24 protein-coding genes are annotated in these 23456 nt (G+C 73.2%); 8 read left to right on the top strand and 16 right to left on the bottom strand.

The genetic code is table 11. The features are described 5' to 3' along the window. Nucleotides 1–64: 64 nt before the first annotated feature. Nucleotides 65–724, bottom strand: coding sequence for a TetR/AcrR family transcriptional regulator C-terminal domain-containing protein (locus PV410_RS20945; RefSeq protein WP_500326623.1), 660 nt, complete (start codon nt 722–724; stop codon nt 65–67). A 66-nt stretch (nt 725–790) separates the two neighbouring features. Here PV410_RS20945 and PV410_RS20940 point away from each other — a divergent pair, with 66 nt between their 5' ends. Continuing rightward, nucleotides 791–2251, top strand: coding sequence for an FAD-dependent monooxygenase (locus PV410_RS20940; RefSeq protein ID WP_500326621.1), 1461 nt, complete (start codon nt 791–793; stop codon nt 2249–2251). 1 nt (nt 2252) lies between these two features. Here PV410_RS20940 and PV410_RS20935 read toward each other — a convergent pair whose 3' ends face one another. Continuing rightward, nucleotides 2253–3833 (bottom strand): acyl-CoA mutase large subunit family protein, encoded by a 1581-nt coding sequence (locus PV410_RS20935; RefSeq protein ID WP_500326619.1) that lies wholly within the window; start codon nt 3831–3833, stop codon nt 2253–2255. Between the two features lie 124 nt (nt 3834–3957). Between PV410_RS20935 and PV410_RS20930 the strand changes: the two genes are divergently transcribed. After that, on the top strand, nt 3958–4839 hold the full coding sequence (locus tag PV410_RS20930) for a L,D-transpeptidase family protein (RefSeq protein WP_500326617.1): 882 nt from the start codon (nt 3958–3960) through the stop codon (nt 4837–4839). Here the strand turns inward: PV410_RS20930 and PV410_RS20925 are convergent. The 5 genes from PV410_RS20925 to PV410_RS20905 form a co-directional block, all read right to left on the bottom strand. Beyond that, on the bottom strand, nt 4830–5255 hold the full coding sequence (locus PV410_RS20925; RefSeq protein WP_500326615.1) for an SRPBCC family protein: 426 nt from the start codon (nt 5253–5255) through the stop codon (nt 4830–4832). The two genes, PV410_RS20930 and PV410_RS20925, sit on opposite strands and share 10 nt — an antisense overlap. A 327-nt stretch (nt 5256–5582) precedes the next feature. Next, nucleotides 5583–6629: a hypothetical protein gene (locus PV410_RS20920; protein WP_500326613.1), complete on the bottom strand. Its 1047-nt coding sequence runs from the start codon at nt 6627–6629 to the stop codon at nt 5583–5585. Then, entirely contained in the window at nt 6626–7258 is a 633-nt protein-coding gene (locus PV410_RS20915; RefSeq protein ID WP_500326611.1) for an RNA polymerase sigma factor, read from the bottom strand. Before PV410_RS20915 ends, PV410_RS20920 begins: the two co-directional genes overlap by 4 nt. 51 nt (nt 7259–7309) lie before the next feature. After that, nucleotides 7310–7837: an RNA polymerase sigma factor gene (locus PV410_RS20910; protein ID WP_500326828.1), complete on the bottom strand. Its 528-nt coding sequence runs from the start codon at nt 7835–7837 to the stop codon at nt 7310–7312. A 239-nt stretch (nt 7838–8076) separates the two neighbouring features. Beyond that, the gene (locus PV410_RS20905; protein ID WP_500326609.1) at nt 8077–9642 is read right to left on the bottom strand and encodes a beta-N-acetylhexosaminidase; all 1566 of its coding nucleotides are present in this window, start codon (nt 9640–9642) and stop codon (nt 8077–8079) included. Nucleotides 9643–9982: 340 nt separating this feature from the next. Between PV410_RS20905 and PV410_RS20900 the strand changes: the two genes are divergently transcribed. The 5 genes from PV410_RS20900 to PV410_RS20880 all read left to right on the top strand — a co-directional run bounded on the left by PV410_RS20900 (nt 9983) and on the right by PV410_RS20880 (nt 14033). Continuing rightward, nucleotides 9983–10507, top strand: a complete 525-nt coding sequence (locus PV410_RS20900) for a 2-oxo-4-hydroxy-4-carboxy-5-ureidoimidazoline decarboxylase (RefSeq protein WP_500326827.1) — start codon at nt 9983–9985, stop codon at nt 10505–10507. A 125-nt stretch (nt 10508–10632) separates the two neighbouring features. After that, entirely contained in the window at nt 10633–11013 is a 381-nt protein-coding gene (sdhC, locus tag PV410_RS20895) for a succinate dehydrogenase, cytochrome b556 subunit (protein ID WP_078620037.1), read from the top strand. Between the two features lie 8 nt (nt 11014–11021). Further along, entirely contained in the window at nt 11022–11492 is a 471-nt protein-coding gene (locus tag PV410_RS20890; RefSeq protein WP_018561263.1) for a succinate dehydrogenase hydrophobic membrane anchor subunit, read from the top strand. Nucleotides 11493–11520: 28 nt separating this feature from the next. Continuing rightward, nucleotides 11521–13275, top strand: coding sequence for a succinate dehydrogenase flavoprotein subunit (gene sdhA, locus PV410_RS20885; protein ID WP_499513582.1), 1755 nt, complete (start codon nt 11521–11523; stop codon nt 13273–13275). Continuing rightward, the gene (locus PV410_RS20880; RefSeq protein ID WP_500326606.1) at nt 13275–14033 is read left to right on the top strand and encodes a succinate dehydrogenase iron-sulfur subunit; all 759 of its coding nucleotides are present in this window, start codon (nt 13275–13277) and stop codon (nt 14031–14033) included. Before sdhA ends, PV410_RS20880 begins: the two co-directional genes overlap by 1 nt. A 66-nt stretch (nt 14034–14099) precedes the next feature. Here PV410_RS20880 and PV410_RS20875 read toward each other — a convergent pair whose 3' ends face one another. Together PV410_RS20875 and PV410_RS20870 are read right to left on the bottom strand one after the other, a co-directional pair. Beyond that, on the bottom strand, nt 14100–15068 hold the full coding sequence (locus tag PV410_RS20875) for a hypothetical protein (protein WP_500326605.1): 969 nt from the start codon (nt 15066–15068) through the stop codon (nt 14100–14102). A gap of 5 nt (nt 15069–15073) precedes the next feature. Continuing rightward, nucleotides 15074–16408, bottom strand: coding sequence for a DUF4132 domain-containing protein (locus tag PV410_RS20870; protein WP_500326603.1), 1335 nt, complete (start codon nt 16406–16408; stop codon nt 15074–15076). A 181-nt stretch (nt 16409–16589) separates the two neighbouring features. On the opposite strand from PV410_RS20870, the gene PV410_RS20865 reads away from it, so the two are divergent. Next, the gene (locus tag PV410_RS20865) at nt 16590–17765 is read left to right on the top strand and encodes a D-alanyl-D-alanine carboxypeptidase family protein (RefSeq protein ID WP_500326601.1); all 1176 of its coding nucleotides are present in this window, start codon (nt 16590–16592) and stop codon (nt 17763–17765) included. Between the two features lie 30 nt (nt 17766–17795). On the opposite strand, the gene PV410_RS20860 is transcribed toward PV410_RS20865, so the two are convergent. From PV410_RS20860 to PV410_RS20830, 7 genes are all read right to left on the bottom strand, one after another. Beyond that, entirely contained in the window at nt 17796–18056 is a 261-nt protein-coding gene (locus PV410_RS20860) for a hypothetical protein (protein WP_500326599.1), read from the bottom strand. Between the two features lie 5 nt (nt 18057–18061). Next, nucleotides 18062–18253: a hypothetical protein gene (locus PV410_RS20855; RefSeq protein ID WP_499513575.1), complete on the bottom strand. Its 192-nt coding sequence runs from the start codon at nt 18251–18253 to the stop codon at nt 18062–18064. After that, nucleotides 18250–19104 carry a peptidoglycan-binding protein gene (locus PV410_RS20850; RefSeq protein ID WP_500326597.1) on the bottom strand — a complete coding sequence of 285 codons (855 nt, stop codon included), beginning with the start codon at nt 19102–19104 and terminating at the stop codon, nt 18250–18252. The genes PV410_RS20855 and PV410_RS20850 overlap by 4 nt, the downstream gene beginning before the upstream one ends. 115 nt (nt 19105–19219) lie before the next feature. Continuing rightward, nucleotides 19220–19870, bottom strand: coding sequence for a hypothetical protein (locus PV410_RS20845; protein ID WP_500326595.1), 651 nt, complete (start codon nt 19868–19870; stop codon nt 19220–19222). Continuing rightward, the gene (locus PV410_RS20840; protein ID WP_500326594.1) at nt 19867–20166 is read right to left on the bottom strand and encodes a hypothetical protein; all 300 of its coding nucleotides are present in this window, start codon (nt 20164–20166) and stop codon (nt 19867–19869) included. Before PV410_RS20840 ends, PV410_RS20845 begins: the two co-directional genes overlap by 4 nt. Further along, on the bottom strand, nt 20159–22567 hold the full coding sequence (locus PV410_RS20835) for a hypothetical protein (protein WP_500326592.1): 2409 nt from the start codon (nt 22565–22567) through the stop codon (nt 20159–20161). The genes PV410_RS20840 and PV410_RS20835 overlap by 8 nt, the downstream gene beginning before the upstream one ends. Further along, a complete protein-coding gene (locus PV410_RS20830; protein WP_500326590.1) occupies nt 22554–23384 on the bottom strand; it encodes a hypothetical protein in 831 nt (276 codons plus the stop codon). Before PV410_RS20830 ends, PV410_RS20835 begins: the two co-directional genes overlap by 14 nt. Nucleotides 23385–23456: the final 72 nt, after the last annotated feature.

The raw sequence follows: 23456 nt of genomic DNA, 5'->3' as shown, positions 1-23456 counted from the left end.
CAGGGCCACGGGGGCCGGCGCGGAGGTCGCGCCGGCCCTCCGCGCGCTGATGGCCGCGCGGTGACTACCGCGCGCCGTCCGGGGCGAGGGTCCGCTCGATCCCCGCGACGAGGACCCGCAGACCGGTCTCGAAGCGCGCGTCGTAGTGGTCGAACATCTCCCGGCCGGCCTCGCCCACCAGCGGGAACTCCCCGCCGAGACGGGCCTGCCGCTCGTCGGTGTCGTAGCGCGGGTCGCGTCGGCCGGGCAGCGGCTGCACGGCCTGCTCCTCGATCACGAAGCCGATGGTGAAGGTGTACGCGGTGAACCACGCGTTGAGGGCGTCCTCGACGCGGAACCCCTGCTCGACGAGGGCACCCAGGTAGCGCTCCATGGCGCCCGCGTGGCTGTCGTCGGTGAGGTGCGTGCCGCTGAAGACCTTGGCGCCGTCCCGGTAGGCCAGCAGGGCCGCACGGGTGCCGCGGCAGGCGGTGGCGATCCAGTCCCGCCAGTCGGAGCCGGGGACCTCCTGGCCCATGCCGCGCTCCAGCATCTGCCGCAGCATGCGGGTGGCCATGGCGTCGAGCAGGGCCTGCTTGTTGGCGAAGTGCCAGTACAGGGCCGGTGCCTGCACCTGGAGCTCCTTGGCGAGCCGGCGCAGGGTCAGCCCTTCCAGCCCCTCCTCGTTCAGCAGGCCGAGGGCGGTCTCCACCACCTTGTCGCGGTCCAGTCGCGTCGCTGCCACGTGCCCATCCTGTCCGTCCGTCGGTACCCCTTGACAATTTAACACCGTTAAGGGAACCCTCGGGACATGGAACTTAACAGTGTTAAGGAAACCGGCGTCCTGATCGTCGGGGCCGGCCCCACCGGACTCGCCCTCGGCGTCGACCTCGCCCGCCGCGGCGTGCCCGCGCTCGTCGTGGAGCGCTCCGACCGGCTGTTCCCCGGCTCACGGGGCAAGGGCCTGCAGCCCCGCTCGCTGGAGGTGCTCGACGACCTCGGTGTGGTCGGCTCCGTCCTCGCGTCGGGCGGCCCCTACCCGCAGGGCCGCGTCTGGCAGGACGGCCGTCCGGTCCACGAGTGGGAGATGTTCGAGCGGGTGCCCGCCACCTCCGGCGCCCCGTACGGCGCGACGTGGATGGTCCCCCAGTGGCGCACGCAGGAGATCCTGCACGCGCGGCTGCGCGAACTGGGCGGCTCGGTCCGCTTCGGCGCCGGGCTCACCGGTCTCACCCAGGACGCGGACGGCGTGACCGCGGAACTGGCCGACGGCACGACCGTACGGGCGGCGTACCTGGTCGCCTCCGACGGCGGGCGCAGCGCCGTGCGCAGGGCCCTGGGCATCGCCATGCACGGCGAGACCGTCGACCCCGCCCCGATGCTCGTCGCCGACGTGACGCTGACCGGCCTGGACCGCGAGCACACCCACGTGTGGCGGGGCCCGGACGGCACCGGCGCCGTCGCCTTCCCGATGGGCGGCACCGACCGGGACTTCCAGTTCGTCGCGACGTACCCGGCCGGCGCGGAACGCCCCGACACCTCACCGGACGGGGTGCGCAAGACCGTCGAACAGCGCACCCACCTGTCGGCCGACGACGTGCTCGAGGTCATGTGGAGCTCCGACTTCCGGCCGCGCGCCGCCCTGGCAGAACGCTTCCGGGAGGGCCGGGTCCTGCTCGCCGGGGACGCCGCCCACATCCACTCCCCCGCGGGCGGCCAGGGCCTCAACACCGGCATCCAGGACGCCTACAACCTCGGCTGGAAGCTCGGCCAGGTGCTGCGGCACGGCGCCGCGGCCGAGCTGCTGGACAGCTACGAGCAGGAGCGGCTGCCGGTCGCCGCCGACGTCCTCGGCATGAGCACGCACCTGCACCGCAGCACCATCAGCCGGGGCCGGCCGATGAACCAGCGGGGCGCCGAGGTCCACCAGCTCGGTCTCGGCTACCGCGACGGCCCGCTCACCGCCGAGACCCGCGAGGGCCTCGCCGAGGACGCCCTGCGGGCCGGGGACCGCGCGCCCGACGCACCCCTGTCCGGCGACGGGCGGCTCTTCGACGTCCTGCGCGGCCCCCACTTCACGGTGCTGGCCGTCGGCACCGAACCGCCCGCGGCGCTGCCCGGCTTCGCCCGCGCGCACCGCGCGGGGGCCGGCAGCGCGGTCCACCGCGGCTACGGCGAGGGCCTGTTCGTGGTCCGCCCGGACGGCTACGTCGGCCTCGCCACGCGCGACCCGGAGCGCGTCACCGCCTGGCTCGCCCGCTTCGCCGGGTGATTCAGAAGACGTCCGAGGGGACGTACGTCCCCCAGACCTCGCGGAGCGCCTCACAGACCTCGCCCACCGTGGCCCGGGCACGGAGCGCGTCCCTCATCGGGTACAGGACGTCCTCCGTGCCCTCGGCGGCCTTCCGCAGCGCGGACAAGGCCGAGTCCACGGCCCGCCTGTCGCGTCCGGCACGCAATGCGGCCAGCCGCGCCACCTGCGCCTCCTCGATCGCGGGGTCGACGCGCAACGGCTCGTAGGGCTCCTCCTCCCCCAGCTGGAAGCGGTTGACGCCGACGACCACCCGCTCCGCGGAGTCAGTCTCCAGGGCGATCCGGTAGGCGTTGCGCTCGATCTCGGCCTTCTGGAATCCGCGTTCGATCGCGCTCACCGCCCCGCCGAGCTCCTCCACCTTGGCCATCAGCTCCAGCGCGGCCGCCTCCAGGTCGTCGGTCATCGACTCCACGACGTAGGACCCGGCGAAGGGGTCCACGGTCGCCGTCACGTCGGTCTCGTACGCCAGGACCTGCTGGGTGCGCAGCGCGAGCCGGGCGGACTTCTCGGTGGGGAGCGCGATCGCCTCGTCGAAGGAGTTGGTGTGCAGCGACTGCGTGCCGCCCAGCACCGCCGCCAGCCCCTGGACGGCCACCCGCACCAGGTTCACCTCCGGCTGCTGGGCGGTCAGCTGGACGCCCGCGGTCTGGGTGTGGAAGCGCAGCATCCACGACCTGGGGTTCCTCGCCCCGAACTCCTCGCGCATGACGCGGGCCCAGATGCGGCGGGCGGCACGGAACTTGGCGACCTCCTCCAGCAGCGTCGTGCGCGAGACGAAGAAGAAGGACAGCCGGGGCGCGAAGTCGTCCACGTCCATGCCCGCGGCGAGGGCGGTGCGGACGTACGCGACGCCGTCGGCGAGGGTGAAGGCGATCTCCTGCGCGGGCGAGGCACCGGCCTCGGCCATGTGGTAGCCGGAGATGGAGATGGTGTTCCAGCGCGGGATCTCGGCGCGGCAGTAGCGGAAGAGGTCCGCGACCAGCCGCAGCGAGGGCTTGGGCGGGAAGATGTACGTGCCGCGGGCGATGTACTCCTTGAGCACGTCGTTCTGGATGGTTCCGGTGAGCCGGTCCGCGGGCACCCCCTGCTCCTCGCCGACCAGCTGGTACATCAGGAGCAGCAGGGCGGCGGGCGCGTTGATCGTCATCGAGGTGGAGACCCGGTCCAGCGGGATGCCGTCGAAGAGCACCCGCATGTCCTCGACCGAGTCGACGGCCACGCCGACCTTGCCGACCTCGCCGTGGGCGAGGGGGGCGTCGCTGTCGTGGCCCATCTGGGTCGGCAGGTCGAAGGCGACGGACAGGCCCGTGGTGCCGTGGGCGATCAGCTGCCGGTAGCGCGCGTTGGACTCGGCGGCGGTGCCGAAGCCCGCGTACTGGCGCATCGTCCAGGGCCGGGTGGTGTACATCGTCGGATGGACACCGCGGGTGTAGGGGTAGCCGCCCGGCTCACCGAGCCGTTCGCCCGGGTCCCAGCCGTCCAGGGCGTCGGGGCCGTAGACGGGCTCGATCGGCAGACCGGATTCGGACTCGCGTGCCATGCGTCATGCCTCCAGCGACTCGGCCCCCTTTCCTCAGTGTGCGGCGAACCGTGACCGGGCCGGTGCAACTACATGCCGGGGAAATCAGTCAAAGGGTGTACCGACTCATCTCCAGGGGGACGAAGTGGCACTCATATCCGTCACAAGAACACGCGCGGCGGCCGCGGCCGCCGCGCTGCTCACCGGGGCCCTCCTCGCCGGCTGTACGGCCCAGGCGAGCGAGCCCACCGCCAGGGCCTCCGTGGCACCGGACACCGCGGGCCCCACGGCGAGCCCCTCCGGGAGCCCGAGCACTGCGCCGGGCAGCGGCTCCCCCTCGCCGACGGCATCGCCGTCCGCCACGAAGAAGCCGGAGGCCGACCGCACCCCCCGCCCGGTCGTCGTGATCGCGCGGGGCAGCAGCAGCGCGAAGGTGCGCGAACTGCAGGCGCGGCTGAAGCAGCTCGGCCTCTTCGGCCGCAACCCCACCGGCTACTACGGCGACGTCACCGCTTCCGCGGTGCGCACCTTCCAGTCCCGCCACAAGCTGCCCGCCTCGGGCACCGTCACGGACAGGACCTGGGCGAAGCTGCGCTCGGTCACCCGGCAGCCCACGCGCGGCGCCATGTACCCGCCGACCAGCAACCCGGTGGCGAAGCTCGACCCGCGCTGCATGACCGGCCGCGTGCTGTGCGTCAGCAAGACCAGCCGCACCCTGGCCTGGGTGGTGAACGGCAAGGTCGTCTCCGCGATGGACGTCCGCTTCGGTTCCCAGTACACGCCGACCCGCGAGGGCACCTTCAGCGTCTTCGCCAAGAGCCGGAACCACGTGTCGACGATCTACCACACGCCCATGCCGTACGCGATGTTCTTCAGCGGCGGCCAGGCGGTGCACTACTCGGCCGACTTCGCGGCCCGCGGCTACACGGGGGCCTCGCACGGCTGCGTCAACGTGCGCGACCGCGCGAAGATCTCGGCGCTCTTCGACCAGGTGCGGATCGGCGACAAGGTCGTCGTCTACTGGTGACCCCGGGCCAGGAGCCCGTCCAGCGCCCGCCCGAACAGCAGCCGGCCGGCCCACGCGGTGGGCCGGTCGAACGCCCCCGGCAGCGGGCGCACCCTCAGGTCCTCGCGCCACACCACGCGTGAGCCCCCCTCCTCCCGCGGCCACACCTCGATCTCGGCCCAGCCGAGCACGGTCCGGCCGCGCTTCTCCAGCCGGCACCGCCCGGGACGGCCCGCGTCCGGCGGCTCCCAGCGCACGATCTCCATGGGGTCGTCGACGGCCATCCGCCCGAGTCCGGTGCGTGCCGTGAACGACCGCTCCCCCGTGACGACGGCGGTGGTGAACGGCACCAGTTCCGCGTGGCGTTCCCAGTCGGTGACCCGGCGCCAGGCCTCGGCGGCGGGGAGCGGGCAGTGCCGCTCGATCCGGAAGATCACGTCGTCGAGCCTACGCCGCCGCCCCTGCGGCACCACGTGAGGACGCGGGCGGAGCGGGGGGAAAGCGCTCCGCCCGCGTCCCTCGTTGGGGGCCCGATACGGGGGGACCGGGCGACCCCTCGACCGATGACCAGTCGGTCTACTGGTTAAAGCGCCCGGCAGGCCGAAAGTGTCACACCCCGCACCCGTCGCGCCCGGGAGCGCGGCCGGGAGGGAGAGCTGCCCGGCCGCGCTCGGGTGCGGACCCATGGGCACGGGAAGTGCCCGGATCCGCGGGGCCGATGACCAGTCGGCCCGTCCATGGGAGCGCGCGGCGGCCGGAAAGTGTCACTCGCCGCCGTGGCCGCCGTGCGGTCCCGGCCGCCCGTCGGACGGTACGACCGGGGCGGACGGTGGCGACGGTGCGGCCTTGGAGGTCGGTACGGACGGTGCGACCGGGGCGGGCCGTGAGGTGCCGCGCGGGCCGTGGCCGCCCTGGCGGTGGTGTCCGCCGGAACGGTTCTTCCAACGGCCGGGGCCCTCCCGGGAGTCGTCGTCGCCCCGCTCGCCCCCCTTCTCGGCCTTGCCCCCGTTCCCCCCGTGCCCGGCGTTCCAGCCGAGCAGATCGGTGCAGTAGCGGCGGACCTCGCGCTGGCCGCCGCCCGCCGCCTTGCGCAGTTGCTTGTAGGCCTGCTCGTCCACGCCCTTGCGGTGCCGGCCGGCCGCGGCGTAGGCCCGGCACAACGCCCTGTGGTCCAGGGCCGGCGTGGAGGACGGCGAGGAGGACATCGTCCCGGCCGGCCGGCCGGGGAGGACGGTGCCGTGGGTGCCGCCGGTGCCGCCCGCCGGGCGGCCGTGGCCGGGGCCGGGGCGGGAGGTCGGCGGGGCGGTGCGGCCGGGTGACGGCGAACCGCTGTCCGAGGCCGCCGTCGCCCCGCTCTGGGTGTGCACCGGGGCGGGGTCCGGGACGCCGCTGCCGAGCAGGGCCGGCAGCGCGCCGGCGGCGGCCGCCATGCCGACCCCGGCCATCGCGGCGGTCGCGATCAACGTGCCCGTCACCGATCTGGAGTGACGGGCCGTACGGCTCCGCCCGCTCCGGGACACCGCACCAGCGCCCGCGCCGGGCGACCAGTCGTCGGCCGTGCCGAGGCGGACGCCCGCGGTGGCCCCGGTGAGCGCGTCGTCGCCGCGCGCGGCACGGAACGCGGCGAGGGCGGCCTCCTCGCGTTCCGGGTCGAGGGGTGCGGGAGCCGCGGCGGCGGCCAGCAACCCGGCCAGGGCGGCGGCGCGCTCGTCGCGCCAGGCCCGCTCCGCGGGGTCGTCACCGTGAGCACCCCGCAGCAACCGCTCGGCGGTGGCGTCGTCCAGCCAGTCCTGTCCTCGGTTATCGCTCATCTCATGTCCTCAAGCGTTCGGGACGCCGAAAACGTCACACTTGACGACCCGCCGTCGGAATCCAGCAGCTCAGCCAGACGGCGCAGGCCGCGGCTGGTGGCCATGCGCATCGCACCGGGCCTCTTGCCGACGACCTCGGCCGCCGACCGGGAGTCCAGGCCCATCACGACGCGCAGCAGCACCGCCTCGGCCTGGTCCTGGGGAAGGGCGGCGATGGCCGCCAGCGCGGCGCCGGTGCCCACCGCGGCGACCGCCTCCTCGGCGGTGTCCGAGACGGCGGGCCGGTCGAGCAGTTCCTCCACCCCGGCGGCGGCCAGCGGCCGGCGGCCCACCGCCCGCAGGTGGTCCAGCGCCCGGTTGCGGGCGATCCGGGCCGCCCAGCCGCGTACCGCGTCCCCGTCGCCGTGGAAGCCCGGCAGGTCGCGCGCTATCTGCAACCACGCCTCCGACGCCACGTCCTCGGCGTCCACCGCGCCGACCAGCGAGCGTACGTACTGCAGCAGTTGCGGCTGCACCGCTCGGTACACGAACCGGAAGCCGTCCTCGTCCCCCTCTTGCGCCGCGCGTACCGCGGTCGCCAAATCCACGTGCGGGCCTCCCCCTCGGAATCGCGCACCATACTGCCCCATGATGGGCGCCGGCAGGGCGTCCGGGGGCGGCTACCCGCCGGTCACCAGGGGTCAGGACAGCAGCCGGGAGAGCCGCTTCAGGCCGCGGTGCGCCGCCGTACGGACCGCTCCCGCCCGCTTGCCCAGCACCCGGGCCGCGGACACCCCGTCCAGCCCGACGACGACGCGCAGCAGCACCGCCTCCGCCTGGTCGGGCGGGAGCGAGGCGATCAGGGCGAGGGCGCGCTCGGTGGCCAGCGCCTCCAGTGCACGGTCCGCGGTGTCCTCGGCCGCGGGGAGGTCCAGCAGTCCGGCGTCGAGGGGACGGGCACGGGGCCTGGCGTCCTGGCGCCGCAGGTGGTCCAGGGCCCGGTGCCGGGCTATGGTCGCCGCCCAGCCCCGGAAGCCCGCCCCGTCCCCGCGGAACCGGCCGAGGTCGCGGGCGATTTCGAGCCAGGCCTCGGAGGTGACGTCCTCCGCGTCGTCGCCGACGAGGCCGCGCACGTAGCCGAGCAGCAGCGGCTGGACCAGCCGGTAGACCACCGCGAAGGCGTGCTCGTCCCCACCCTGGGCGCGCCCGACCGCGGCCCCGAGCTCCATGTCGCGGTCGGTCCGCGGATCGTGGCGCCCCCCGTTGCTGGCCACCCTGTCCTCTCGAATCGCCGACATCCTGTACAGCGTGGATTCGCACTGAATCGTCACACCTGTCGGGCCGCCCTGGCGATGGGTGTGACATTTTCGGCCGCGTTGACGCTTTAACAATCAGAAGCGGCCGAAGACGCTCCTGTGGGGGGAGGCGGACTTCGGCCGCTTCACCTGGGGCGGCCGGGTACGGCGGCTCAGCCGGCCCGGTCGGCGAGGGTGCTGAAGTCCTGCCAGCTCAGGACCGGCGGGCCCGGATCCCAGAGCTTCTGGGTGAGCGCGCGCAGGGGCATCCGGATGCCGGCCGCGACCTCGTCCTCGGTCTGGGCGTCCGCCCGGTCGCACCAGACGGCCAGCCGCGCGCCGAGGATGCGGTCCGGTCCTGCGAGCGCCGCGGGCACGGCGCCGTCCCGGTAGACGACGGCCGGGGTCCACTCCTCGTAGATGCGCCGCCCGCTGGGGTAGGGGAAGTTCTCCGGCGCGCCGAGGACGTAGTACAGGTACCAGGAGTTGAGGTTGAGCAGCTGCCGGCCCTCGCGCAGGAGGTCCTCGGGCAGCCGTCCGCGCAGTTTGTTGCTTGACCAGTAGGCGACCACCCGGTCCGGGTCCGCGGCGACCCGGGCGCCGCCGGAGAAGCCGTCGTTCCAGGCCTCGACCCGTTTGCCGAGCGATCGCAGGGTGGCAGCGCGGTCGTTGAGCCAGCCGGCCGCCGCGTCGGCCACCCCGGCGTCCGGGCCGTAGCGCTCACGCGCGTACGCGGCGAGCTGCGGGAAGGACGTCTCCGGATGGTCGGCCACGAGCGGTCCGTACTCGTCGCCGCCGACGTGCCAGTGGGCACCGGGGAAGAGCGGTGCGTACTCCTTGAGCAGGTCGTCGACGACGTCGGCGGCACCGGGCCGGGAGATGTCCAGCGCCCCGCGCACGGGGGTGCCGTCCACGGAACGCAGCTGGAGGTCCGGGTGGGCGTCGAGCACGGCACCCATGTGACCGGGGCTGTCGATCTCCGGGACGACGGTGATGTGCCGCTGCGCGGCCAGGTCGACGACCGCGCGGATGTCCTCCTTCGACAGGTGCCGTGACGAGACGATCTCGGGGTGGCTGTCGCTCTGGAGGCGGAAGCCCTGGTCGTCGCTGAGGTGGAGGTGGAGCTGGTTGTACTTCAGGTCGCCCAGCTCGCGGACCCTGGCCTCCAGCCACGCACGGCTGAAGTACTTGCGCCCGATGTCGATCATCAGTCCGCGCTCCGGCCGGTCCGGGCGGTCCTCGACGGTGCCGGCCGGCACCCGTCCGGTGGAACGGACCGCCTGGAGGAGGGTCCGCGTGCCGTAGAAGACCCCGGCGTCGGTGCCGGCGCGTACTGTCACCCCGTCGGCCGAACTTGTCATCTCGTACGACTCCGGGCCCGCATTACTCCGTTCGAGTGAAAGCGCAATGTCCCCCGGCTTGGCGGGCCCACTGGCGTACGGCCGGCGGAGCTCCTCCGCGAGCAGCCGCGCCTCGTCCTCCACGGCGCTCCCGGCGGGCGCCACCACGCGCGAGCCGGGGCCCGGTACGAAGGCGGCGGTACCGGCGGCAGGGGTGAAGGAACGGACGGCGGGGATCGAGGGGAACCCGGCGGACGTGCTCGCCCGCTCCGTCGGCGGGGCGCCGGGGGCCGCGGTCCCCGCGGGTGCGGCGAGCGCGGGACCGGCCCCGAGCACGGCGCTCAGCACGGCGGTCAGCACGGCCGTCGCCGCGTACGCCGACGCACGTTTCGCCCGCATCTGCCACATGATCCGAATTTATGCCCGCTGTGTGGATCTCGCCGTGCGGACCAGGGGAAGCCGTGCACTTTCGTTCCCGTACGAGTGAAATTCGTGCATCCGTCGTACAGGGCCGAACATAGGCCGATACGGTGGTCGTCACTCGTCGTCCCCCTGTGGTTCACGCCGCGCAGCCGCCTCGCGGTTCCCCCCACCTTCGTCACCGTTCCCTCCCAGGAGCCCACCGCTGTCCAGCGACACCCCCGCCCTCCCGCCGCGGGCCCCGGCGCACCTCCCGGCGCAGTCCCGCGGCCGGGCGCCCCGACCGGCGCCGACGGGCCGCCCCGGCCTCCCCCACGGCCTGCGGCGGCTCAACGAGGCCTCCCCCGGGGCGGCCGAGGCCGTCCTGCTGACCTGCTGCGGCAGCCTGCACTGGGCCCGCAGGGTCGCCGCGCACCGCCCCTACCCCGACCTGGACGCCCTGCTGGCCGCCGCCGACGAGGCCGCCTACGACCTCACGCCCGCCGACCTCGCCGAGGCCCTCGCCGCCGAGGCGGCCGGCGCCCCGCCGGACGCCGCCCCCACCCGCGGCAGCCTCGCCGCGCACACGGCGCTGCGGGCCGCGCAGGCCGCGTACGAGGCTCGCTTCGGCCACGTCTTCGTGCTCTCCCTCGACGGGGTGCACCCCGGTGAGTCCCTCGACCGGATGCTGGCGTCACTCCGTCAGCGTCTCGGCAACGAACCGGACGAGGAGCGGGTCACGGCCGCCGAGGAACTGCGCCGCGTCACCCGTTCCCGCCTGGGACGACTGGCCCTCGCAGACGCACGGGGCGGGCCGGGGGTTCCCGGCCGATACACCCACCCGTGCGGGATCGATCACACCTGAAGGACCCGGCAGGACGTAGCCGACAAGCCGTCGCTACGATGGCCAGGGCCGGAGGACCGTACCCGGCCGGGCCGACCGACCAACGAAGCCGGCAGGCCCCACACCGCTCCCGGAGGGTTTTTTCCGTGCCGGCTGGAACGTTGTACCGCGGCCGGGAAGGCATGTGGTCATGGGTGGCTCATCGAGTCACCGGTGTCCTCATCTTCTTCTTCCTGTTCGTCCACGTCCTCGACACCGCACTGGTGCGTGTCTCCCCCGAGGACTACGACAAGGTCGTCAACACCTACAAGCAGCCCATCGTCAGCCTGCTCGAGTACGGGCTGGTCGCGGCTGTCCTCTTCCACGCTCTGAACGGCCTGCGCGTCATCGCCGTGGACTTCTGGTCCAAGGGCCCGAAGTACCAGAAGCAGATGCTGTGGACGGTCGTCGGAATCTGGGTCGTGCTGATGATCGGGGCCATCTACCCCGTCCTCGGTCACGCCGCACGAGTGCTGTTCGGGAGCTGAGCGAAGTCATGTCCGCAACGGACCACGTGGAGCTCAGCTCCTCCAGCGCCGCCTACGGCCCCGACAACCCGGCCCCGGTCATCGAGCCGCCGCGCGCCCGGACCAAGCGCACCCCGCGCAGCACCCGGACCAACTTCGAGATGTACGGCTGGCTCTTCATGCGCCTGTCCGGCATCGTCCTGGTCGTCCTGGTCATCGGTCACCTGCTGATCCAGCTCGTCCTCGACGGCGGCGTCACCAAGGTCGGCTTCGCCTTCGTCGCCGGCCGCTGGGCCTCGCCGTTCTGGCAGACCTGGGACCTGATCATGCTGTGGCTGGCGATGCTGCACGGCGGCAACGGCCTGCGCACCGTGATCAACGACTACGCGGAGCGGGACAACACCCGGTTCTGGCTGAAGATGCTGGTCTACACCGCGACCGCGTTCACCATCATCCTCGGCACGCTGGTGATCTTCACCTTCGACCCGAACATCCGCTAGCCAGGGCTGGACAGGGAAGCGACCCCTCATGCAGATCCACAAGTACGACACCGTCATCGTCGGCGCGGGCGGCGCCGGCATGCGCGCCGCCATCGAGGCGACGAAGCGCAGCCGCACCGCCGTTCTGACGAAGCTCTACCCCACCCGCTCCCACACCGGCGCCGCCCAGGGCGGCATGGCCGCCGCCCTCGCGAACGTCGAGGACGACAACTGGGAGTGGCACACCTTCGACACGATCAAGGGCGGTGACTACCTGGTCGACCAGGACGCCGCCGAGATCCTGGCGAAGGAGGCCATCGACGCGGTCCTCGACCTCGAGAAGATGGGCCTGCCCTTCAACCGCACCCCCGAGGGCCGGATCGACCAGCGCCGCTTCGGCGGCCACTCCCGCAACCACGGCGAGGCCCCGGTCCGCCGTGCCTGCTACGCGGCCGACCGCACCGGCCACATGATCCTCCAGACGCTGTACCAGAACTGCGTCAAGGAGGGCGTGGAGTTCTTCAACGAGTTCTACGTCCTCGACCAGCTCATCGTCGAGGAGGACGGCGTCAAGCGGTCCGCCGGCGTCATCGCGTACGAGCTGGCCACCGGCGAGATCCACGTCTTCCAGGCGAAGGCCGTGGTGTACGCCTCCGGCGGCACCGGCAAGTTCTTCAAGGTCACCTCCAACGCGCACACCCTCACCGGTGACGGCCAGGCCGCCGTCTACCGCCGCGGTCTGCCGCTGGAGGACATGGAGTTCTTCCAGTTCCACCCGACCGGCATCTGGCGCATGGGCATCCTGCTGACGGAGGGCGCCCGCGGTGAGGGCGGCATCCTCCGCAACAAGGACGGCGAGCGCTTCATGGAGAAGTACGCGCCGGTCATGAAGGACCTCGCCTCGCGTGACGTCGTCTCCCGCGCGATCTACACCGAGATCCGCGAGGGCCGCGGCTGCGGTCCCGAGGGCGACCACGTCTACCTCGACCTGACCCACCTGCCGCCGGAGCAGCTGGACGCCAAGCTCCCGGACATCACGGAGTTCGCGCGGACCTACCTCGGCATCGAGCCCTACACGGACCCGATCCCGATCCAGCCGACCGCGCACTACGCCATGGGCGGCATCCCCACCAACGTCCAGGGTGAGGTCCTGTCGGACAACACCACCGTCGTCCCGGGCCTGTACGCCGCCGGCGAGGTCGCCTGCGTCTCCGTGCACGGCGCCAACCGCCTCGGCACCAACTCGCTGCTGGACATCAACGTCTTCGGCCGCCGGGCCGGCATCGCCGCCGCCGAGTACTCCGCGGACCACGACTACGTCGAGCTCCCCGAGGCCCCGGCGCAGTTCGTGGTCGACCTGGTGGAGCGGCTGCGTTCCTCCACCGGCAACGAGCGGGTCGCGCAGCTGCGCAAGGAGCTGCAGGAGACCATGGACGCGAACGTCATGGTGTTCCGCACCGAGCAGACCATCAAGACCGCCGTCGAGAAGATCGGCGAGCTGCGCGCGCGGTACCGGAACGTGTCGATCCAGGACAAGGGCAAGCGGTTCAACACCGACCTGCTCGAGGCCATCGAGCTCGGCAACCTGCTCGACCTCGCCGAGGTCATGGCGGTCTCGGCCCTGGCCCGCAAGGAGTCCCGCGGCGGCCACTACCGCGAGGACTACCCGAACCGCGACGACGTCAACTTCATGCGGCACACGATGGCGTACCGCGAGGTGGGTGCCGACGGCACCGAGGCGATCCGTCTCGACTACAAGCCGGTCGTGCAGACCCGCTACCAGCCGATGGAGCGTAAGTACTGATGAGCACCGCGACCCTCGACAAGGTCGAGGCCGAGGCCCAGGCCTCGCCCTACATCACGGTCACCTTCCGGATCCGCCGGTTCAACCCGGAGATCTCGGAGGAGGCCACCTGGCAGGACTTCCAACTGGAGATCGACCCCAAGGAGCGGGTCCTCGACGGCCTCCACAAGATCAAGTGGGACATGGACGGAACGCTGACGTTCCGTCGCTCCTGCGCCCACGGCATCTGCGGCTCCGACGCCATGCGCATCAACGGCCGCAACCGGCTGGCCTGCAAGACCCTGATCAAGGACATCAACCCGGACAAGCCCATCACCGTCGAGCCCATCAAGGGCCTGACGGTGCTGAAGGACCTGGTCGTCGACATGGACCCGTTCTTCCAGGCCTACCGGGACGTGATGCCCTTCCTCATCACCAAGGGCAACGAGCCGACGCGCGAGCGCCTGCAGTCCGCCGAGGACCGCGCGCGCTTCGACGACACCACCAAGTGCATCCTGTGCGCCGCGTGCACGTCGTCCTGCCCGGTCTTCTGGAACGACGGCCAGTACTTCGGCCCGGCGGCCATCGTCAACGCCCACCGCTTCATCTTCGACTCGCGTGACGAGGGCGGCGAGCAGCGGCTCGAGGTGCTGAACGACAAGGACGGCGTGTGGCGCTGCCGCACCACGTTCAACTGCACCGACGCCTGCCCCCGTGGCATCGAGGTCACCAAGGCGATCCAGGAGGTCAAGCGCGCGCTCATCACGCGTCGCTTCTGATCCCCTCCGCCGAGGCTCCCCCGAGGGCCCCGCAGCCGGTCAGCCGGCTGCGGGGCCCTCGGGCGTTCACGGGGCCAGCGCGCGGCCGATCTGCCTGCGGGTCACCGTGTGGCCGACGCACCCTGCGAGCCTGCGCAGCTCGTCCCGGCCGGCGTCACCGCCCAGGCGGGCCAGGGCGCGTATGCCGGCGCCGGCGACGACGGTCTTGACCGGGGGACGTTCGACGAGGGCGCCCAGGACGCGGACGGTCTCCGGGTGGGAAGGCACGGACGGCGACGACAGCAGCCAGGCCATACCGCGGACGGCGGTGACGTTCCAGGGGTCGTGGGAGCCGTGGGTGGCCAGCGCGAGCCAGGGGGTGGCGGTACGGCGTACCGTCTCGGCGTCGACGCCGTCGAGGAGCGCGGCGGCCGCCCGGTCCCAGCGCGCGCTGGGCGCCGGCTTGGCGGCACGCAGATGCGGGATCAGGTGACGCCAGCGGGCGCCGAGTTCCGGCAGCTGCGCCAGGACGCGGTCGGACCAGAGCTCACCGGGGTTGAGGGGCGGCTCAGGGAGGCGGTCGAGCAGCAGCTGCGCCCAGCCGAGGCCCGCGTACGCGGATCTGCGGAGCAGGCCGACCGCCTCGCCGGACAGCGGACGCCCGGCGTCCAGCAGAGCCTCGGCGAGGATGGGCACGTCGTCGCTGATCTGCGTCCACCAGCAGGTCGCCGCCACGCGTTCCAGCATGCTGTTCCACCGCACGCACCAGGAGTCCTCGGCGAAGCCGCGGGAGACCGCGGCGAGCACGAGCCAGGGTCTTTCGGACTCGTCCGGCACCTTGTGCGGTGCCTCGCCGTGCTCGACGAGGAGACCGGCCAGGGCCATGCGCCGCTCCTGAGGCATCGCCCTCAGCCGGGACACGGCTCCGTGGCCCTCGCAGTCGGCCGCCGACAGCAGGTGCCCGGCCAGCTCGGTCACCTCCCCCTCCGCGGCGAGCCGGGCGATGAACTCGATCCGGCCCTCGTCCTCCCAGGGCGAGCATTCCGGGGTCGTCACACGTTTCACAGCCGGCTCACGATCGTCGGGTCGGTGATCTCCGTGTCGCGGGCGAGGAGCAGCGCCTTGCCGAGGACCACCGACAGCATGGCGTCGCCCTCGAAGGGCAGGGGGCCCGGGACCACGCAGGCGTGGGCGGGCGGGACGACGCACAGGTGGCGGTCGCCCGGGGACATCAGGACGTTGCCGGACCCTATGTGGATCCGGTACGTGTGACGGTCGCCGCGGACGTGCAGGAAACGGCCCTCGACGCCGCAGCGTCCGGCGATGGCCAGGCGCGGCACGAGGCGGCACAGCACCTCGCGGCGCGTCTTCGCGCACGGGGTCAGCTCGCCGAAGCCGTAGGACGCCCAGTAGGCCCGGAAGCGGCCGTCGGGGCCGCCGTCCTGCCAGGTGGGGTCGTTGCCGATGCCCGCGGTGCCCACGAAGAGGTCCACGTCGCGCAGGACTTCGCTGAGGACGAGCGGCGGAACGTCGGCGAGCGGGAGCGGATCGGCGGCCCGGTCCCCGGGGGCGTGCAGCGGGAGGAAGCGCACCTGGTCCGTGCCGACGTACAAATGGCTGCCGAAGTGGCCGAAGGCGTCCCCGTCGACGCCCTGGACCCGCAGCTCCGCCCGCAGCCCCCACCGCGGGAGCTCGCGCGTGGCGGGCGGGAAGGCCTCGTCGACCGGCAGGCGCAGGCGGTACCGCCAGCCGCGGGCGGCGGCCAGCGAGGCGAACGGGTGCTGTCTCAGGACGTGGTGCGTGGCGGTGACGCGTGCGGCGTCCGCGAGGCCGTACACCTCGCGGTGGGCCTGCCGGAAGGGCTGCGTGACGCCGTGCCGCTCCAGCCACTCCCGCCAGGCGGTGATCTCCGCGCGGTCGCGCCCCCAGGGATGCCACAGTCCGACGACGTCCTCCCCGCCACCCAGGACCCGCTCTCCCGCGAGGGTGCGCAGGCCGCCGTCGGCCCACCCGCAGGCGACCCCGTCGACCGTCCACAGCAGGCGCCGGACGAGGGTGCCGAGCAGTGGATGGCCCAGCATCCGCTCCCGCCACACGGAGTACGCCCACGTGCGCCGTTCCGGGAACTGCCGTTCCAGCCATGCGGCCTGCGCCGCCAGCGTCCGGTCGATGTCCCCGACGGTCGCCCTGAGCCGCGTCAGCTCCCCCGCGTGCTCGCGCCGCACGACGGCCGGGGCCCCCTTCAGGGCCTTTCCCGCCGCGTTACGCCACCCCAGCACGGCCCGCCCGTCCCGGATCCCCAGTTCCGCGGTGACGCCACCCAGCCGCTGCACCACCCCGATCCCGTACCCGGGCACGGCCGGCTCCCCCACGTCCCCCCACGCGATCACACTCACCGTCCACCCCCTGTGCGGCGACCCCCGCAGTCCCCATGCCCGCCGAGCGTAGGACCGCCCTCTGACAACGCCCCGTTCGTCCCCCTTTCGGCGCAAGCACCCCCCATGCGCTGGGCCGACCGGTGTCCACAGCGGTGTCCCCGGTTCGGTTGTGGGGGGTCGCAGCTTGTACCGTCCCCCCATGGCCGCGACACCCCCCACACCGCCGCGACGTGCCGTCCTCGGACTCGGCGTGGCTGCCGCGCTGCTTCCCGCCGGGAAGGCGGTGGCGGCCGGCAGATCCGTGGTCGGGGGCGAGCGGCTGGGGCGGCACGGGGTGCAGGTGGCGGTGGGGGCGCCGAGGCTGCCCGAGACGAACTCGCTGTCGTGGATCGTCGCGGACGCCGACTCCGGTGCCGTGCTGGCGTCGTACAACGCGCACCGGAGGCTGCCGCCGGCGAGCACGCTGAAGATGCTGTTCGCGGACACGCTGCTGCCCCGCTTCGGCCGGCGGACCCGGCACGAGGTGACGCACGCGGACCTGGCGGACATAGGAGCCGGGAGCAGTCTGGTCGGGATCGAGGCGGGGATCACCTACACGGTCGAGCAGCTGTGGCTCGGGGTGTTCCTGCGGTCGGGGAACGACGCGGTGCACGTGCTGTGCTCGATGAACGGCGGGGTGGAGAAGACCGTCCGGGAGATGCGGGCGCAGGCCCGGGAGCTGCAGGCGAACGACACGTACGTGGTGAGTCCGGACGGCTACGACACGCCCGACCAGCTGTCGTCGGCGTACGATCTGACGCTCTTCGCGCGGGCGGGGCTGCGGAACCCGGACTTCAGGTACTACTGCCGGACGCAGGTCGCGCGGTTCCCCGCGGAGAAGGGCGCGACCTTCGAGATCCAGAACACCAACCGCCTGCTGGGCGACTACGACGGCATGATCGGGGTGAAGAACGGCTACACCACCAACGCCGGGAACACCTTCACGGGCGCGGCGGAGCGCGACGGACGGACGCTGTTGGTGACCGTGATGCACCCGGAGTCGGGGTACGACGAGGTGTACCGGGAGGCGGCCGACCTGCTGGACTGGGGGTTCGACGCGGTGGGCCGCGTGGAGCCGGTCGGGGAGCTGGTGCCGACGCTGAGCCAGGTGCGCGCGATGGCCGGGGGGCCTCCCGGTGAGAGCCGCGGCCCGCGGCCCGCGGCGGCGGGGGACGCGTCGAAGGGTTCCTCGTGGTTCGGACCGGCCGTGGAGACCGTCCTGGTGGCGGCGGTCGCGGCCTTCGTCCTGGCCATCAGGCGCCGCCCCCTGCCGCAGCGGGCGGCGGCCGGGGGGGACGCCGGGCGGCGCGGGCGCGGCTCGAGCCGCGCCCGCTGAGGTCGCCGTCCCGCGGCCGGGGTACGCCGCTCACCCGGCGAAGGTCCCGTAGGCGGCGACGACCAGCGCCATCAACCCGGTGAGCGCCGCCACGGCGGGCAGCGGCCAGCGGGAACGCTCCAGCGCCTCAATGCGCTCCTCGTGCTCGCCCAGCACCTTGTCGGTCTGGTCGGCGCGCTGCAGGAGCAGGGCGAGATCGCCCCGCGTGGTGGCGAAGCCGACGTCGACGGAGCGGCGCAGGCGTTCGAGTTCGAGGGCGACCCCGAGGGTGCCTTCCTGATGCGTGGTCATCTGCCTCACCGCCTCAGCCAGGAGGGCAGCAGCCGCTCCACGGCGTCGAGGGACATCACGCGGGTGACGGCGGCCGCGACGGCGAGCACGGTGCAGGCGCCCGGCCAGGCCGCGTCGACCAGCAGCGGCGCGGCGGCGGCGAGGGCGACGCCGGTCTGGACGAGGGTGCGGACGGTACGGCGGTCGGCGTCGGTCATGTGGTCTCCTTCCTCTTCGGGACGTGCAGTCCGTCCCAACTGGTGCGGCCGGGGATGCCGTCGGCGTCCGCGCTGCCGTAGCCGAGCTTGCGCTGCCAGGCGGCGTAGGAGCGGCGGTCGGCTTCGGTCCACTCCGGCCCGGGCCCTTGCCGGTAGCGGCCGCAGCCGACGGCGACGAGGCGCCGGCCCATCGCCGTGACGACGTCGCTGCGACGGCCGGGCCGGAAGAAGGCGGCGCCCGGGAAGGGCTCGTACGTCCGCGTGGGCGGGGTTCCGAGCCGCTTGGCGACGCGCTCCCGCATGGCCGGCATCGGGAAGCTCGGATCGATCTTCCGTCTCGTCCATTCCTTGTGCCCGATGACGTGGCCGGCGCTCCAGCCGTGCACCCGGCACAGGGCGACGGCGGTCCTCTCCACGGCCGTCAACTGGGCGGCGGGGTAGGGGTCGCGGCCATCGCCCAGGTTCTCGATCTCGAACCCGTAGAAGTGGGCGTTGCCGTCGACGGCGTCGGCACCTGGCTTCGCGGGCAGCGGGCGGCCGGCGCGGACGGCGTCGTACACGGCGCTCGAACCGCTGCCGGCGTGGTTGGTGCGCCCGTACCCGACCAGGTGCACGGTGCCGTCCTTGGCGATGACGCCGATGCACAGCGGTCCTGGCAGGTCGGCGCGGCCGGTCCGGCACAGCGCCACGCTGTCCCGGCCGGCGGTGTGATGCAGCATCACCCCGTGCACCTGGCCCCAGGCGGCGACGGCGTTGCGGTTGTGGGTGCGCCAGTCGCCGTGTCCGGCGACGGTGACGCCTTCGGCATCGAGAGCGGCCAGGAATGCCGTCGCGGAGACGGGTGTGGCCATGGTTCCTCCTCTGTCGGTGGGACGGTGGGACGGTGGGACGGTGGGACTGGCGACGGGAACGGGGAAGCCCCGGGCCGCCGTGTGACGGCGGCCCGGGGCTCGGGGGCGGACGGTCCTACAGCAGCGGGTCGATCCGGATGAAGCGGGTGTCGAAGCTGGCCGTGCTGGACGCGTTGCCGGAGCGGTAGGCGGGTGTGGCGGTGTAGCCGGTGCCCGCCGTGAGGCCGGTCACGAGGAACTGGCTGGACGACGAACCCCGGCCGGTGTTGGTGACCAGTGCCGCCCGGTCGTCGCTGGTGGCGAGGATCACCGCGTTGTCCGAGGCTCTGCGGACCGTGGCGGACATGTAGGAGCTGTACGCCCCCGAGCTCCACATGTAGGCGCCCACCGTCACGATGACCTGGCCGGAGGCGGGCGCCGTGAAGGCGGCCGCCATGGGGTCGCCGACCGCGTCGGTCAGGGTCTCCGCGTAGGTCGTCGAGTTCGTGGTGCCGCCGTCCACGTTCACCCGGAACACCGGGACGGCTCCCACCGGCGCCCAGACGGTACCGGTGTACTGCACCAGCCGGCCGGGGGTCGTCAGCCAGGCGACCATGCCGGCCACGGGTGCCGTGACCTTGGCGTCGCGCGACGCCGCGTCGGCGAAGCGCATCACGGTACGGCCGTCCACGCCCTCCGCGAGCGCCCTGAGGTTCGCGGGCAGGTCGGCGGCGTCGGTGGCCTGGGGGTAGGGGAGATTGCTGATCGGGGTGTACTGCGTGCTCACGCGGTGGCCTCCGCTGCGGGCTCGGGTACGCCGCCGCCTTCGGCGGTGTACGGGGACGGGGTGGCTTCCTCCTCCTCGCCGGGGCCGTGCGGGGACGGCGGGTCCGGCGGCTCCGGTTCCCCCTCCGGCGGCAGGCCGTCGCTGACCGTGACGGCGACCGGAAGGTCCGGTCCGAGGTCCGCGGCCGCGCCGACGCCGAGGTATCCGGCGAGTTCCGTCGTCACCGTGTCGGCCAGCTGCCGGAACTGAACGTCCGTCAGGGTGACGGGGCCGGATCCGGGGGTGTTCTCAGGCATGGGTGCCCTCCTTGATGTCGCGCCAGGTCCGGCCGCCGGCCTTCACCTCGGCGAGGGTCGGGTACGCGGCCGCCACCTGGGCGTACGTCTGCCACACCTCCGCCACCGGCGCTGCCGGGACGTCGGGGGTCAGCCCGGAGTCCGCGGGGACCCCGTTGGGCACGGTCCCGCGCAGGGTCAGGGTCTGCCGCACCCCGCCGGCCGCCGTCGCCGCGGTCTTGATCCCGGTGACCCAGGCCAGGGTGTCCAGTCGGGCGCCGCTGGTGTCGACCAGCCGCACGACGTCGCCGAGCTGGATCCGCGGGTCGGGGAGCACCTCGACGTCGCCGATGACGGGGACGGGGTACTCGCCGGCCCTGCGCATGGCGTCGGCGAGCGACTGCGCGCCCCGCAGGTCCTGCACCCAGTCCGTGGCCTCGGCGGAGTACTCCTGGCGGCCGTAGAACCGTTCGCCGGCACTGCCCGCCACCCAGGAGGTGGCGAAGCGTTCGGCCGGGTCGTCGGCCGGCTTGAGGGTCTCGAGGTGGACGGACGGCTCGCCGGTCTTCGTGACGGTGTACAGCGTCTGCGCACTGCGGTTGCTGAAGCGCACCACGAGGTAGCCGTCCTCGCGGCGGGTCAGGACGTCGACCGCGCCCTTGACCGCCGTCGCCCCGGCCGCGGGCGATGTCGCGAAGCGCACCGAGGACCCGGAGGTGCTGACGGAGTCGTCGTCGGTGAGCGGCGGTCCGATGTCGAACTCCTCCTCGGCCATCACGTAGCTGACCGTGACGGACCGGTTCGCGGGGATCTCCCGGATGGTGCTGTCGTCGTAGACGGTCCCGGTCGCCGCGCCGGTCTTGGACCAGTCCTTGGCGGGCTGGACGCAGTAGTTCCGGCAGGCGTCGATCTCCTCCGTGACGGTCAGCGCGGCGATGTCCCGCACGGTGGTCAGCGTGAGGTCGGCCGCCGTCGGGGGCTGGGCGAACCGGGTGTGGTTGCGCCAGCGGAAGACTCCGTGCTCGTCGAACTCGGCGGTCGCCATGGTCGCCCTGGCGATCTGCGTCAGCACGTCCCACTGCGAGCCCGAGACCCGGGGGACGCAGACCAGCGGGAAGACCGCGTCGTCGAGGACCGCGCCCTTGGTCCAGGTGCCGGACTGGCCGAAGACGCCCGCGGCCGGCATGGCGGCCAGCCCGGAGGTCACCTGCAGCGACTCCACGGCCACGGTGGTGACCAGCCGCACCTGGTCCAGCTCGGCGGACTTCTGGATGCCGGACGGCTGGACGTACGTGGCCGCCGTCCCCAGCAGTTGCGTTCCGTCGGGTGCGGTCAGCCTCGGCTGCACGGTGGGGTACACCGCGGTCCCGGTGCCCGCCGTGTCGAAGAACGCGCCGATGTGCCAGACGCCCCGCTGTGCCCTGATGGCCGGCCATGACCACTCGAAGTACCAGTAGCCCTGGTCCGAGCCCTCGGAGTGGAGGCGGACGGTGCCGGCGACGAAGTCGACGACCAGGCGCAGGGTGCCCGTCGCCGATCCCGTGCGGTTGAGCTGGAGGTGGATCTCCACCGTGTCGCCGATGCCGACGGCGTTGTTGACCCACGCCTCGGCGAACAGCCGGCTGCCCGGCACGGTGACGCGGCTGCGCGGGAACCAGGAGGCCGTCAGGCCCGTGGTCCCCGGCTCCAGCCCGGTGGGCACGAGCGCCATCTCGTGGGGCGCGTCCTGCCTGGTCCAGGTGTAGTTCCGCGGATCGGGCAGCACCTCCGGCTGGCCGTAGGGCGTGGTGAACCCGCCGTGCAGCGTGGCGTGGACGAGGGTGAGCGGCTGCCCCTCGACGAACTCGGGGTAGCGCGCGGGCGGGGAGCTGTGGAGTCCCGCCTGCCGGAGGAGCTCGTCCACGCACCAGGTCGCCGAGGACACCGGGCGCTTCCGGAAGAACCCGATGTACGGCTTCGGCAGGACGGCGGGGCCGCGCAGCCGCTCGGCCCCGTCCAGCGCGGTGACCTTGACGGTGTCGCTGCCGGAGGCCGCGCTGCGGGCCCGGACCGTGCCGCGGAAGGCGGCCAGGTCGTTCCCGCCGAGCCCCGCGGCGTGCACCACGGACTGGCCGGGACGGACGAGGTCTCCCGTGCTCCTGGGCGCCCACGGCGAGTACAGCTGGGGGCCGGACCGGTCGGCTCCGCCCTGCAGGTGTTCGTCCGGGGGGACGGCCGCACCCGAGATCTCGAACTCGGCCTGGGCCGAGGCGCTGCCGGAGAACGCCCGCATCGCCTCCGGCAGGTCGGTCGCGTACGACCGGTCCACGCTCCACGACTGCACCTGGGCGCCGAGGTCCTTGCCGCCGAAGCGGGTGGAGTGGGACGTGGTCCGCTCGCCCTGCGCGAGGGCCGCGCCGAGCGCGTCGTCAGCCCGCTGCACCTGCCACCTCCACCAGGTCGATGCTCACGCCGCGGTACGGCAGCGGCTGGGACGGCACGTCGCTGTACCCGGTGACCGCCATCGCGGGGCAGCCGTCGCCGGGGACGCCGTCGGCGGCGCCGTCGTCGTACGACAGGCAGGCCCCGGCGAGGGCGTACGTCCCGGCGGCCCCGGGCTTCGCGCAGGGCGTCACGAAGGCCGCGCCCGCCGGCACGGTCCCCGCCACGTAGGCGCCGTTCGCCGACACCGACGACAGGTAGGCACCGGCGGCGTTCTTGAAGTCGAGGTTCACCGCGCACGTCGGCAGGGCGGCGATCGCCGTGGAGGCCCGGAAGGAGATCCGGGTGCCGGGCGCGACGGGGTGGCTGCCCCAGTAGCGGTGGCGCCAGGCGACCTTCGCGGCGGTGTCCGCGGCGGTGAAGGCGAAGACCCCGGGGGAGGCCGGTTCCGTGACGCTCCCCGTTCCGGTGCCCACCACCGGGAGCCACTGGCCGAGCCCTGTGCTCCCCGGCTCCCCCCGGCCGGCCGCCTGCAGCGCGTCCAGCATGTTGGCCGCCGCCGGGTCGAGCAGTGCGACCGGCCCGGCGCCGTCGGTGCGGCGGGCCAGCCGGTCCAGCACCCTGGCCTGCGCGGGCTCCAGCGTGTCCCAGCTCAGCTTGGTCCGGCGGTTGGCGCGCGCGTTGCGCACGACGGTCACCCGGCCGCCGAGCGACGTGAACTCCGACACGCCGAGGTCGGCGCTCCGGTCGAAGCTCCGCGCCGCGCGGTCGATCTCGTACAGCGAACCGGGCGGTCCGATCCACAGGTTCCTGCCCATGTGTCACCTCGTCTCTTGCCGTGAGGGCATGAAAAAGGCCGGCGACACGGTCGCCGGCGTCGAATCCGTACG

The sequence above is a fragment of the Streptomyces sp. PA03-5A genome (assembly GCF_033792725.1).
Lineage (GTDB): Bacteria > Actinomycetota > Actinomycetes > Streptomycetales > Streptomycetaceae > Actinacidiphila.
Note: the sequence above shows the minus strand (reverse complement) of the source record. Positions and strands in the feature narration are given on the sequence as shown.